Origin of the sequence: Daejeonella rubra (assembly GCF_900103545.1) — a bacterium.
Taxonomy (GTDB): domain Bacteria; phylum Bacteroidota; class Bacteroidia; order Sphingobacteriales; family Sphingobacteriaceae; genus Daejeonella; species Daejeonella rubra.
The window spans coordinates 15,090-29,131 of the sequence record NZ_FNHH01000003.1; the positions used below are offsets into that span (position 1 = coordinate 15,090).

At 38.3% G+C, this 14,042-nt stretch carries 12 protein-coding genes; 6 read left to right on the forward strand and 6 right to left on the reverse strand.

Annotation, left to right across the window (positions count from 1 at the left end):
* Nucleotides 1-30 precede the first annotated feature (30 nt).
* The 6 genes from BLR27_RS18460 (at nucleotide 31) to BLR27_RS02765 (ending at nucleotide 3,664) form a co-directional block, all read left to right on the forward strand.
* On the forward strand, nucleotides 31-180 hold the full coding sequence (locus BLR27_RS18460; protein ID WP_176767592.1) for a hypothetical protein: 150 nt from the start codon (nucleotides 31-33) through the stop codon (nucleotides 178-180).
* A 147-nt stretch (nucleotides 181-327) separates the two neighbouring features.
* The gene (locus tag BLR27_RS18465) at nucleotides 328-477 is read left to right on the forward strand and encodes a hypothetical protein (protein WP_176767593.1); all 150 of its coding nucleotides are present in this window, start codon (nucleotides 328-330) and stop codon (nucleotides 475-477) included.
* A 149-nt stretch (nucleotides 478-626) separates the two neighbouring features.
* A complete protein-coding gene (locus tag BLR27_RS18470; protein WP_176767594.1) occupies nucleotides 627-776 on the forward strand; it encodes a hypothetical protein in 150 nt (49 codons plus the stop codon).
* A 64-nt stretch (nucleotides 777-840) separates the two neighbouring features.
* A complete protein-coding gene (locus tag BLR27_RS02755; protein ID WP_090699426.1) occupies nucleotides 841-1,704 on the forward strand; it encodes a hypothetical protein in 864 nt (287 codons plus the stop codon).
* 1 nt (nucleotide 1,705) lies between these two features.
* The gene (locus BLR27_RS02760; RefSeq protein ID WP_090699431.1) at nucleotides 1,706-2,566 is read left to right on the forward strand and encodes a hypothetical protein; all 861 of its coding nucleotides are present in this window, start codon (nucleotides 1,706-1,708) and stop codon (nucleotides 2,564-2,566) included.
* A gap of 180 nt (nucleotides 2,567-2,746) precedes the next feature.
* Nucleotides 2,747-3,664, forward strand: coding sequence for a metallophosphoesterase (locus BLR27_RS02765; RefSeq protein ID WP_090699434.1), 918 nt, complete (start codon nucleotides 2,747-2,749; stop codon nucleotides 3,662-3,664).
* A gap of 194 nt (nucleotides 3,665-3,858) precedes the next feature.
* On the opposite strand, the gene BLR27_RS02770 is transcribed toward BLR27_RS02765, so the two are convergent.
* The 6 genes from BLR27_RS02770 to BLR27_RS02795 form a co-directional block, all read right to left on the reverse strand.
* Entirely contained in the window at nucleotides 3,859-5,214 is a 1,356-nt protein-coding gene (locus BLR27_RS02770) for a Gfo/Idh/MocA family protein (RefSeq protein WP_090699441.1), read from the reverse strand.
* A gap of 90 nt (nucleotides 5,215-5,304) precedes the next feature.
* Nucleotides 5,305-6,276, reverse strand: coding sequence for a Gfo/Idh/MocA family protein (locus BLR27_RS02775; RefSeq protein WP_317040422.1), 972 nt, complete (start codon nucleotides 6,274-6,276; stop codon nucleotides 5,305-5,307).
* A 168-nt stretch (nucleotides 6,277-6,444) separates the two neighbouring features.
* Nucleotides 6,445-8,157, reverse strand: a complete 1,713-nt coding sequence (locus BLR27_RS02780; protein ID WP_090699451.1) for a RagB/SusD family nutrient uptake outer membrane protein — start codon at nucleotides 8,155-8,157, stop codon at nucleotides 6,445-6,447.
* Nucleotides 8,158-8,223: 66 nt separating this feature from the next.
* A complete protein-coding gene (locus BLR27_RS02785; protein ID WP_176767595.1) occupies nucleotides 8,224-11,535 on the reverse strand; it encodes a TonB-dependent receptor in 3,312 nt (1,103 codons plus the stop codon).
* A 276-nt stretch (nucleotides 11,536-11,811) separates the two neighbouring features.
* On the reverse strand, nucleotides 11,812-13,044 hold the full coding sequence (locus tag BLR27_RS02790; protein ID WP_090699461.1) for a FecR family protein: 1,233 nt from the start codon (nucleotides 13,042-13,044) through the stop codon (nucleotides 11,812-11,814).
* An 87-nt stretch (nucleotides 13,045-13,131) separates the two neighbouring features.
* The gene (locus BLR27_RS02795; protein ID WP_090699466.1) at nucleotides 13,132-13,731 is read right to left on the reverse strand and encodes an RNA polymerase sigma-70 factor; all 600 of its coding nucleotides are present in this window, start codon (nucleotides 13,729-13,731) and stop codon (nucleotides 13,132-13,134) included.
* Nucleotides 13,732-14,042 lie beyond the last annotated feature (311 nt).

Below are 14,042 nucleotides of genomic sequence, written 5' to 3' on the forward strand. Positions count from 1 at the left end.
CATAAATCAAGAAAAAAAACCTCAATGGACATGGAAAAGAAAACAAAAGCAGCACTAGAAAACAGTACCCGCAAAGACAAAAACCCTTCAAAATCCGGTTCAGCGAATGAAAAGATACTGAAGAAAAAAACCAGGAGTGAAGCAAAAATATATGGGAAGGCAGGAGGAAAAGGAGGCTGAATACACTTTTAAACTATTTTGATATTTACTTTAGACTATATGAAGATTGAAACCGGATCATTCCTGTATTCTAAAGAATTCTTTAAATTTTTTATCACAAGCTTCGTAAAAATAAACCCTGGAAATAAATCAGATATAACAATATAAATGGAAAAGAAAACTAAGTCAGTAACAGAAAACAGCAACAGCAAAGACAAAACCCCTTCAAAATCCGGTTCAGCAAATGAAAAACTGCCAAAGAAAAAAAATAGTAGTGAACCAAAAACATATGGCAAGAGTGGAAAATCAGGCGGGTAATTTAGCCTTTCTGGTATGTTTTACATGGCTAATTTTACATGAATGTGAATGGCAGAAAGCAAATTATTCAAGTGTATTTATGTATAATTAAACGCCTTTTCCAAACCTGATATTTAAGATAATTAACTAACGCGATAATAAATTATACAATGAATAAGAAAACAAAATCAGCATCGAGAATCTCTGATACCATAGACAAGATTGCTAATAAAGACAATTCATCAGATAAAAAAATGCCAACTAAAAAAAATAATTACGGCCCAAAAATATATGGAAAAAGCGGAAAAGGAGCAGCCTGATTTTTATTCCTTAAATTACTCTTTATGTACAATAATTTAAAGATCAGAACATTAAATTAATATTATGGATGAAAAACAACCAGTAGCTAAAGGTAATTTTGGCAAATTGGAGGCGAAAAAAGATCCGAGAGATTTCGATTTTTCCAGGTATCTATTGTCGGATGAACTGGAAATTCCAGTAAGTCACGACTGGACCTCCATTAAAAAGACAGCATGGGAGACCTTTGGGAATGACAAGATCAACAACTGCACCTTTGCTGCTGCAGGCCACATGATCGTATGCTGGACATCAAATTCAACAACTGAACACCCTTTAAGCGCAGAAAAGGTCATATCTGCCTATGCAGAAGTTAGTGGTTTTGATGAAAAAAAACCAGGAAGCGATCGCGGCTTACCTGTTCTGGATGCCTTAAAGTACTGGCGAAAAGTTGGCATCGATAACCGCAAAATAAAAGCATTCGCATCTGTCCCGCATCTAAAGCGTGATATCGTAAAATCGGCCATCTATCTTTTTGGTGGTCTATATGCTGGTCTGCAGCTGCCATCAACCATAATCGGTCAGAAAATATGGGACACAGCTCCGGATCAACCCCTGGAGAAAACCGAACCAGGTTCCTATGGCGGTCATGCAGTAACCATTCTGGCCTATGATGAGGAACATCTAACTTGTGTAACCCTGGGTGAGGAACAAAAAATGACCTGGGACTTTTGGGAGTATTATAGTGATGAAGCCTTTGCCATCATTACGGAAGATTTCTTCAATGGGACTAAAACACCTATTGGATTAAACATGGAAGCTTTAGAAAATGATCTTTTGACCTTAACTAAACAAAAAAAGGCTTTGGCAAACCAGCTGGATGATGATGATAACATTCAACCCCAGCCTTTTCCACAAAATGACCATACCGACCAAACTATAAATTCTTAAAATGATTGATCTTATACGGGAGATGCTTTTAACCGAAAGCTATTTCGATCGGGAAGTGATCCTCGATATCTGTAAACGGGCCAGGGGAGTTTCCAACTATGCTCAGGTATATGAATTAACCTACAATCAATTACCGCCAAAAACAGCACCAATTATAGAGTTTATGCAGGAAAATGAACTGGTTGGTGGCAAAAAGATAATGGAGATCATGGCGGGTAATGGTTTTGAAACAAAACACATCAGAAATAACCTGCCCGGTAATCATTATGTATGCAGTGATATAACTGATTATTCAGGCCCCACTGATGGTATTACTTATCAGAAAATTGATTGCACAGACAAAAATTATAAAGTCGGGAACAAGCAATCAGATCTGTACGACCTGGTCTTTATTGGCGGAGCAAATGCATCCATGTGTATGCTCACAAGCCTTCAGGAAGTCATTGGACTGTCCAAATTTTTAAAGAACGCTATCAAAAATGATGGTTATGCTATTCTATCTTACTTTGAAGAGCATTTTTTTCAAACCAATTTCACAATCGATTACTCTGTGAGCATCACACATGATTTTAAAGACGAAAGTAAAAATGGCTTGTACGCTCACTGGTTCAGCGGTCTGAAACGAGATCTGGAAACCCAGCTACATCACTATTATGACCTGGTGGCAGTATCGCCATCTCCTGTATTAGCAAAAGGCATCCAATACACGGAAATTTTCTACAATAAAGAACCATTTACAGCCAGAAGCTGGCAAACCGCCATTGTCATGGAGATCATGGAAAATGCCGGATTTAAATACGTGGGCAGTAAATGGAACGTAGAACCCAGATTTATGCCTTTCCAAAAGGTCAATGCAACATAGCATCCATTTTAATAGGAAGGAGCGATTAACAATTGCTATTCAAATCAATTGTTAACGATCAGTTACCGAATTTAAAATGGTGTTCAACTTCCAACTCATTAAGCGAAACCAAATCACGAAACTAAAATTTGCAAAGCACGAAAGACTGCTTAATTTCGTTCCGCGCATCAAGCTTCAACTATGAGAGTCACCTACCTAAGCCTGCTTCTGTTATTTATCGGAACCATGGCATTCGCTCAATCCAAAAAATTCGAGTTTATCGCTTTTGGAGATATGCCTTACCGTTTGCCAAATGATTATGAGCGTTTTGAAAATCTGATCTCGCAGATAAACCATGAAAAACCTGCATTCAGTGTCCATGTGGGTGATTTTAAATCAGGTTCAACTCCCTGCTCTGATGAATACTTTTCTAAGATCCATGGGTATTTCGAAACATTTAAAAAGCCTTTGATCTATACCCCCGGAGATAATGAATGGACCGATTGTAACCGGAAAGCAGCCGGGGAATATGATCCGCTGGAGCGTCTGGCACTGTTGAGAAAGATGTTCTTTAGTGAAAGTCAGAGTTTCGGCCATAAAAAAATACCGCTGAAAAGTCAGGCTGAAAAACCTGAATTTGCCAGATATGTTGAAAATGTAGCCTGGGAATACGGTGGAATCCAGTTTGCCACGGTCCACCTGGTGGGGACAAACAATAATTTGAAGGAGAATGGAGATAATTCCGAATTTATTGAACGCGAAAAAGCAAATTTAGCCTGGCTCGAAGAATTGTATGCAAAAGCTGCAGATAAAAAAGGCCTGGTCATGTTTACCCAGGCAGATATGTTTTACATGGGAAAGGGTTCTTCTGGATTTCAAAAGATCCGGGAGAAATTAGCAGAGCTTAGCCGGCAATATGGTAAACCAGTTTTATGGGTGAATGGAGATTCCCATCGTTTCATTGTCGACAAGCCGCTGCTCAATCCGGATAAACGTTCAACGATCCTTAATTTCACCCGTCTGCAGGTTTTTGGCGATGCCGACATGGCTTCCGTAAAGGTGCAAGTTGATCCTAAATTAAAGGAGCTTTTTACTTTCCGGGAGTTGCTGATGGATTAATGATAAATCCGGATTCTCCTACTAATACCAAAACTAACATTGACAATAAACTTTAAACTCAGCCCATTAGAATTAGTTTTCATTCTTTATTATTATAAAATTATTACGGTGAAAAGCGCTACCAATAACCGCAAATAATAAAGTTATGTAAAGAATAAATAATTGATTAATCAATTATTTATTCTAAAACAATATTATATAGTTGGCTCCCAGCCTTTTTGATACGTTCTCGACCAGTATTTCAAAGCCTGTTTATTGTTCAATATATGCCCGTTTTTAGGATCAATGTCCAATGTATTTCCGGTTCGCTGGGCTATATTACCCAGCTGAACCAATAATGTACTTTGATGTCCGCTTAAGATATCAGAGTTCAAACTGGTACCTTTCTTAATGGCATCAAAGAAATTGTTAATATGCAAAGCATCCAAAGCCTGAGAGGGACTAGTTAAGCTCCTGGCATCAATATTCATATCATTTTTTACTTCTTTAACCAGTTTATTGTTTAAGTCATGAATTACATAACTATTACCACTATTAATTTGGAGAGTGCCATTTTCACCATAAAAAATTACACCAACGCTCTCACCTTCTACATTACGGCTATTACAACTGCGACCTTCCCAGGTAATTGAGCCTTTATTGCCAAACTCCAGTGTAATTACCTGGGTATCGGGAGTTTGCCAGTCATCCTGATATCTGTAACGGCCACCAGCAGAGGTTACTTTTGTTGGATAATCAACTCCAAGACCCCATCTGGCAATATCTACCATGTGAGTCCCATTATTCAATGCTTCTCCGGTTCCCCAGTTCCAGAACCAATGCCAGTTGTAATGAAGGATATTATCTTTATAGGCTGTGCGGGGTGCGGGGCCTTGCCACAAGTCAAAATTTAACCAGGATGGCACTTCTGTTTCTTTCCCTATACCTATGGAGGGACGATTGTTTGCGTACCATGTTTTAGCAAAATAAGGTCTTCCTATCACTCCTCCATGCAATTCCTTAATGGCCGCAACAACATTTGGCCATGAACGTCGCTGGTTTCCCATCTGAATTACATTCTTATACTTATTTGTCACTGCTAAAAGAATCTCACCCTCATTTGGGTTATGGCTGCATGGTTTTTCTAAATAAACATGCTTGCCTGCTTTTGAAGCCAGTATAGCGGCTGGAGCATGCCAATGGTCAGGAGCAGCAACAACCAATGCGTCCACATCTTTATATTCCAGGGCTTTTCTAAAATCAGGCTCGGCCTTAGGACGCCTATTTTGGTTCTTCTCAACCTGCCCGATACACTTATCCGCAGCACGGCTATCTACATCGCATACATATGTTATTTCACAATTAGGTTGCATTGAAAAATTGTTAGCCAGTGCTAAACCACGGGAATTTACACCCATCATAGCTACTCTAATACGATCATTGGCACCTAATATATTTGCATAGCTTTTTGCACTAAACCCAGGCAATATACCTCCAAGCGATAATGCAGCTGCTCCGGTAACCGCATTTTTAATAAAATGTCTGCGGGTTTTGTCATCTAATTCCTTCATGGTTCTACTTTATTTTCGATTCGAAATTGCTGTTGTACATTCATCACTTTGAGAACAACAGGAGAATTGTAAATAGTAATTTATTTAGCCTTATTTAAGAGTTTTCATATTTACCGGAGCACCCCCTTTAGCCTTGCTCTCATCAGCAGCCTCCATAAAAGCGGCTATTTCTAATGTTTCTTCCGGATTCACTGGTGCTACTCCTGTTTCAAAAAACTTAATGATCTGCTGCAGCAATGGATTGTATCCACTGAACTCTCCTAAAATCACATTTCCTTTTTCGCCAAAGACCCTTGCTCCATAATCATTCTTGCCACTACGCGTACCCCTAAAACTTCCAACCCTTCCATCATTCCAAACACCCACTACAATATCTGTATCATCAGTATGAATTCTGGTCACCGTCTTACATCCTGTACCCATTATGGCAAATAACATCTCCACTCCATGTATACCGTACCAGAATAAATCGGGATGGGTCTTTTCTAATTTTGCAGGACTAAAAGTTTCAGCACCCAATACCCTGCCAATTTTTCCCTGCCCAATGTCAGAAATACCGGTCATATATCTTAATGACGAAGAAGAAAATACTGGAGTTTTGTATTGTTTTGCCGCAGCAAATATAGCCGAGGCATCAGCCAGCGATGCAGCAACAGGCTTATCAATAAACATTGGCTTACCAGCCTTAAATACCTGCAATGCCTGTTCAAGATGTAAACGTCCATCATTGGTTTCCAATAAAACTACATCTACTTTCTTTAGAAGATCAGCTATGGAGCTTACTATTTCTACCCCCAACTTTTTCACTTCTTCAATGTATCCGGGTATCCTTTCAACACTGCTTAATATGTCATTGCTACCCTTAGGGTAAGCAGCTACTACTTTATAGCCTCCATAAACAGCAGCAGCATCCAAAGCATTTAATGTTTTGGTGAATGCTACTGCATGTGAAGTGTCCAAACCAATAATCCCTACCCTTTTCCCAGCCAAAGAACCCGATTTAGCATACAGGGAACTTATACTGCCGGCTATAGTTAAACCAGTACCAGCTATTGCAGACATCCTAATAAAATTTCTTCGGTTGTAATTACTCATAAAATTTTTCTGTTAAATAAATACGGTTCCAATTGGCTAGATGTATTAATACACACCTATCCAATTGGATTTTTTCGACTTTCATTAGCTCCAGCCAACCTATTAAATTGGTTGAAAATTTATAATTTAAGATTATTAATACCCAGGATTCTGTTTTATCACAGCACCTATATTTAAGTCAATCTGGGATTGAGGAATAGGATATAAGTGATTATAATCCTTAATATTCAAGCCCGGAACTTTAGGGTTATTATTATAAAGCCTAACCCTTTCTACAAATTTTCCCATCCGGCGTAAGGTAATAGCTCTCCATTCTTCACCATAAAGTTCTCTGGCTCTTTCATCCAATATATAGTCCAGATTAACATCTGATGATGAAACCGGAGTTGCATTAGCTCTGACTCTGATTTTATTAATATCTAAGGCAGCAGCATTAGGATTATTTAAACGGACATAAGCTTCTGCACGTATGAGTAATGTAACTGCAAGTCGTATTGCATAAAGATCTTTATGATTTTGTCCTCCACCAGACCTTGCAGGATCAGTAAAATGGTTAAGCGGATCAACAAACTTCATAAAATATGGATAAATATACTGAGTAGTATCTCTCAAAGCATCCCTTGATCCAGCCGGATAAAGACTGAAATCAATCTTTTTCTTATGAAATTTGGAAGAGGGACTATCGTAATAAAAATTTCTTTTAATATTATGCTCTGCATTCCTAATATCATTATTCCAATTACCTCTCCATATATTGTAGGAAACATAATTTGTAGGGCGTATCCACGATACAGGTCTACCCAGTGTATCGGAAAGCCCGGTATATTTACCATTGACCAGCTCACCCCTAAATGCAGGGAAACCGTCTGGAGTATTTCCCATCCGGTAATATGCTGGGCCAAATGCCCTTTCACCTTCGGCAAATAACCCACCAGTTACAAGCGGTTCTACCTGAATCACCCAAATAGATTCAGTATTTGATGTAAGGTTTTGGTTTCCATATCCAAAAAGATCAAAGTATGCATCTCCTGATCCAAAAACATCCTTTCCAAGTCTTGTTCCAAAGCGTTTTGTCATTAAGGCATAACCATATCCATCAATTACTTTTGTCGCCGCATCAACCGCTAACTGGTATTTGCTGTCAGTCAGGTATAATTCACTAAGCATATGCCAGGCAGCACCTTGATTAATCCTTCCCGGAGCCTCTTCCTTCCCTGGTACAGGTAATTTTGAAGTTGCAAACGTGAGATCATCTTCCATCAATTTATATATCTCTGATTTAGGGGCTCTTACAAAATCGGTTTTGGCAGACTTAACTACTTCTTTTACCAGGGGAACATCGCCATAAAATGAAACCAGAATACGATAAGCAAAAGCCCTGAAGAACTTCGCTTCTGCCAAATAAGCATTTTTCTGGGCTTCATTAGACCAAATAGCGGCATTTGAAGACTCAATTGCTTCAATTAAAACATTAGCTCTTTGTACCAATTGGTAATTCCATGTCCAGAAAATACTGGAATAAGAATTTGCTGGTGTGAGAAAAGTAGAATAATCTGTCAAAAATCGTGCACTGGCAGGGTCCTCACCGAAATAAGATAAATCAGTTCCAATGCCATACATTTGAGTAACAGCATCGTTAGGCCCATAATACCAGTTTTGACGCACGGCTGCGTATAAGCCGCCTATCCCCTGTTTAATTCCAGGAACAGTGCTATAAGCATTCTCGGGTGCAAGAAAATCAAGCGGGGTTTCTTTAAGCACATCTTTCGTACAAGAAGAAAACATCAAAAGAAGAATGCCTGTAAGCAGCAAGCACTTTTTGCTAATTAGATTTATATATATTTTCATTTGATTATAATTTGTTTTTTAAAGTCCCGCCTGTGCGGGATTGAACATTTAACCTGGATTAACCAATTAGATAGAAAGCCTGAAACCTGCGATAAAATTTCGCATTAGCGGAGAGTCACTGACACCTGTTTCCGGATCCCAACCTGACCATTTGGTCCAGGTGTAAAGATTTTTTCCAGAGATATAAACCTGTCCGCTACCAATGCGTAATGTTTTGAGTATAGCAGGACTTAACTTATATGAAAGGGAAATATCCTGCAGTCTGACAAAACTCCTGCTTTCATAAATTCCACTCCAAACGGCAGGTGCACTATATATTCCGGTAGAATTATTTACCCCATTTTCAGGTGTCCAATATTGGCGTACTGCTGTAAGATTATTTCTTATTATTCCGGCTGATTCACGGCCAGCGGGCGCACTTGCAGCATTGATATTGGAAGCATTATTCTCCAAATAATACCCGTTTCCTCCTTGTATCGAGTTTAGAAAGAAAGAAAATGAAAAGTTATTATAGGATAAAGTATTGCTTAAACTCAAACGGTAATTAGGAGCCTGGTTTCCAATAATTGTTCTGTCAGAATTTGGCTCAATAATACCATCATTATTTTGATCCACATATTTAAACTGACCAGGATACCAATTATTTAAAGCTTTACCACTATATAGCTCCTGCTCAGACCATAAGCCCCCTCCCATTTGATAATCATATATAGCAGTTATAGGCTGTCCTACAAACCAGGAGTTACCTACATCATTATCATTTTTTCCGCCATAGAGTTTCGTTATTTTATCTCTGTTGAGCGAAAAAACAAAATCAGTTTTCCAGTTGAAACGGCCTTCCAGGTTGATAGTGGTCAATCCCAATTCAATACCTTTATTGTCAATAGCTCCAATATTTGTCCAGACACTTGGATATCCGGTTGTTGGAGGAATAGCTCTGCTAACCAGCACATCTGTAGTTTGAGCCTGATATACATCAATAGAACCCGAAATTCTTCTATTTAAAAATCCATAATCAACACCAATATTTAAGGATGATGTCTTTTCCCAACCCAAATCATTATTCCCTAATGTACTTGGATAAATTACAACAGTTGGTGAAGCTCCAAAAACATATGCATCAGTAGACATTCTGGAGAAACTTGAATAACTTCCAATTCCCTGATTACCATTTTGCCCATAGGATGCTCTCATCTTTAAATAGACACCCTTCATATTTTGAAGAAATGGCTCATCTGAAGCTAACCAACCCACTGAAACAGAGGGAAAGGTTGCAAATTTTGTATTTGCTCCAAAACCAGAGAAACCGTCTTTTCTAACTGTTGCTGTTAATAAGTAACGATTCTTAAAGGAATAGTTTGCACGGGCCATATAAGAGATCCCATTGGATTCTGAGGCATTTGATCCAACAGTTGCAATAGTACCGAGACTCATATTGTTATATCCCAAAACCGGGTTAGGAAATCCTTGTGAATTAAGGATTGAGCTTTCTGCATGACTGTTTTCGCGACTGTAAAGCAGAGTAGCATTTACCTGGTGATTGTTAAAAGATCTTGTGTAAGAGGCTATGTTGTTAACAATCCAACTTCTATTCTGCGAAGGATTCTTTATTGCCTGGCCCATATTTCCTGAACCATTTGGCGTTGTTACCGGGAAAAAAGTGTTGTTATTACGATTGGAATAGGTGTTAGAGTAATTTAATTCGTAACTCAACCCTTTAACCCAGGGCACGGTTATCTTAGCACTTCCTACAAGGAACAGATTGTTTCTGATATCACTATTGTCTACGTATAAATTATTTAAAGGATATGGCATATATGCCTCACCGGTAAGGAACATATCATAGTTATCTAAACCAATCTTGTTATTAGCTAGCGGACTACCTGACCTTGCGTCTCCAAGACTTGCCTGCAAACCGGAAAAATCACGATATGAATAACTTGAAATTAATCCTAAGGTAAACCAATCGGTAACTTTACTTTCGATATTAGAACGTAGGGTAAGCCTTTTGAAATTATCATTCTGAAGAATTCCATCCTCACCAGTATATGAGCCTGAAACAAAATAATTGTTTCTTTCGGTTTTTCCCGATACGCTTAGGTTGTAGTTTTGAATTGGAGCGCTTTGTAATACCTCATCAACCCAATCAATTTGATTTCCAGCAAGGTAATTATCCCTCTCCTCCTGTGTCCTAAGTCTGTTGGCAACGACATTTCGATTGTTAATATCAGGCCTGACAGGTTTCCCTGCAGAACTTGTTGGCTTTGACTTATACCAATTATACAAATCCTGCTGATAGTAGTAATCCACCAACCTTATCGCATACTGATCTGCGTTCATTACTTTCATTGGATTATTTGTCATATCCTGCAAACCACTATACATGTTAAAGGCAACAACCGGTTTATCTGATTTGCCTTTTTTTGTAGTGATAAGCATTACACCATTGGCAGATCTTGATCCGTAAACTGCAGCAGAACTGGCATCTTTAAGTATATCTATAGACTCTACATCGCTCACGTTAATATCAGCGATTGAGCCGTTATAAATTATACCATCAAGAACAACTAAAGGATTGCCACTTGCAGAAAGGGAAGTTTGTCCCCTTATAGAAACATTTGGTTCCCCCCCTGCTAAACCGGTACCCTGAACATTTATTCCGGCAGAGGCTCCGGATAAAGCTTGCAAAAGATTGGTGTTTGACTGAAGTTCCTTATCCTCCATTGATACTCTAACAGCTGACCCGGTCACGTCACTCTTTTTTTGCGTTCCATAGCCAACAACCACTACTTCATCCAAACTACCGGTCTCTTCAGTTAAAATCACATCAATTACACTCTCCTGCCCTTCAATAATGGTTAACTGTTTAGTTATCTTAGCAAAGCCCAGGTAGTTAAAACTCAATGTATAACGTCCGGACGGCACATTCGTAAAACTATAATTACCATTAGCATCAGTAGCTTTAGTTTGTGATGAAACCCCTTCCAGTTTTATTGTCACTCCGGGCAGTGTTATCCCTTTGCTGTCGCTGACTTTTCCTTTAATTGTACCATCTGCCTTCGCAGTGGCTTTCAATTCTGATTTCTCCAGGGGCTTAACTATTATAGTTTTTTCTACCAGCGTATACGTTACCGGCTGTCCTTCAAAACATTCCTTAAGCACCTGCTCCAGAGGAGCATCAGTAACTTGAATACTTACCCTTTCAGCTGTCTGCAACAACTCATTATTATACAAAAAGAGGTATCCGGTTTGCTTTCTGACTTCTTTGAATATTTTTTCCATTGGAACATTCCGATAGGAAAGCGTAACCCTTTGCGAAAAAGCTGCGGCGCTGACCTGCAAACAGCCCAGCGTTAATAGAAGTACAGTTAATTTCATGATTTTAGTAGAAAATGAATAGAAACACCTGCTGCCATATTTTAGGCGAGGTCCTTTGTTTAGATAATTTAGAATCATACTTTTATAGCATTAAGGATTAATTATTAAGTTTCAATTATTGGATTGCAGCTTTTTTTTATTTCTTATTATTATGACCGAAAACGTTGCACCGTTTTCGGTTTTTTTTAAGAAATTTTTATGAATTAAATTTTCACATAGGTTTTGTACTTATTAATAAATAGTTTAGAACTTTAAGCGCGAGTCATCCTTACACCTTTACCTGCTTCGAACACTAATCTTTTTCCCCTTTATTTCGAACTTCACACCACCCGTTAATTCTAACATCTCAAGTACTTTTGAAACATTGATATTCCTGGAAATAATTCCCGTGAAATGTTTTGAAGGAATTTGCCCTTCATAATCAATTTCCACATCGTACCAGCGTTCTATTTGCACCATTACAGTTTGTATATCTGCACCGTTGAATTGGAAAAGATTATTTTTCCAGGCAATAACTTCTTCTGTATCTACATTTACTAATTGAATACTTTCATTAACTTTCGCTTGCTGACCGGGTTTTAAGAGTTGGGAGTTGTGGTTGGCAAGATGTAAAACCCGAACTGAGCCTTCCAATAAGGTGGTATTTACTGCCTTTTCATTCACATAAGCCATCACATTAAAATGAGTACCGAGCACTTCTACGTTAACTTTATTAGTTTGCACTTTAAAGGGTACCATTTTGCTGGCTCCTGCAGAGGGAGAAGGAACTGACAGCTTTGCAACTTCAAAGTACGCTTCACCGGTTAATTCAACCATTCGTTCATTCCCAATGAATGCAGTGGGAAAGCGAAGGGAAGATTCGGCGTTAAGCCATACTTTACTGCCATCCGGCAATATAATTTGGTATTGACCGCCTTTGGGTGTGGAAATTTTATTATATGATATTTCACCGGAGTGATTTCCTTGTGCAGCATTGTAGATTAACCGGCCGTCTTGCTTAACTAACTTTGTTCCGCCCTGTTCCTGTAAACTTCCATTGTTCGCTTGTTCCAAAATCACTATAGAGCCATCTGCTAATTCTAACCGGGCTTTATCGCCCCCAGGTAAAACATCGTCTTCATAGTGACGATTGACCTTTTGAACAATAACAGGTTCTTTTTTCTTATTGAACTCAGCATAATATAATAGCCCTGCTGTTAAAAAAAATATAATAATGGCTACATGTTTCCAATTAACGAACTTTTCCCAAAGTTTAACGTCTCGTTTTTCAAGAGTACGATGTGATACTATTTGCCATGCAGAAGTAACATCCAATGATGAAAAAAACCGAAAATCGTTTCTAAAAGCTGTTTCATCAGTTAAACTTTCCAAAAAAAGTTTATTCCTTTCATCCTCAGACAACCATTTGTTCAGCAATTCTTGTTCGTGCTGAGTAAGCTGTCCTCTTAGGTGCTTAATTATCAGTTCCGCATTTTCAAAAACTTGTTGATATTGATTTATCTCAGCCATGTTTAATATAGACACCCCATCGGGCTGAATGGGTGAAGCCGGAAGAAAATTTATTTTAATTATGCTTAATTCAAATAGCGCAAGAGGTCAGTTTGTCTGAGATTCTGCCAGAAAAGTGATGAAAATGGTATACACTTCAGGTTTTAGTATGAGACGTAGCAATTGTAATCCGCGTTTTTTTTGTGTTTTTACAGTATTAACAGATATGCCCAGCTTTTCGGCTATTTCACTATTTTTCATTCCTGCTAAATATCCCATCTTAGAAATTCGCTGGCAGCTTTCCGGCAGTGTATCAAGGGCCATATGTAATTCTGCTAAAACTTCAGAACGGATTATAGAATGAATAATGTTAAATTCCTCGATGGGAGCCGGATCCTGAAGTTCCAAATAATTAGAGACTACTTTATCGTGTCTAATCCTATTCAGACTTGCATTACGGACTGTACTGTAAAGAAAGTTCTTAACCGCAGCTTCAGTACAATTTAAAGATAGTTCTTCCCTATGGTTCCAATATTTAAAAAATGCCTCCTGTACAATATCCTCTGCGTTTACTTTATCTTTTACAAATTGAAAGGAAAAGTAACAAAGCCGCGAATAAAAGGCTTTAAACAATTGTTCAAATCCTTTGCCCTGGGGTAACGATTCCAAATCTTCAGATTTTTTATTACGTTGTTCAGGAATACTCATAGCGAATTTTAGATAGTCTGTTTCATAAAGGTATTTTTTTTTAAATAATAAAAAAAAAACAGCACTCGATTAATAAAAGCACTGCCTTTTTAAGTTACCGATATTTTGTATTATTGATAAGATCTACAGAATCTCTAAAAAACGAACTAGAGTGTCATCTTTGGTAAATCTCCCAGCCCCCCTAAAATTGCTAAAACACCTTCTCCCCGAACTCACTTCCCGGTAGCTTAAGCTTTTTAGCCAGTTTATTCAGGTTATAGCTAAGATTCAGCATAAACACTGTTTACCCTCTGAATCGGATTTTTGATATC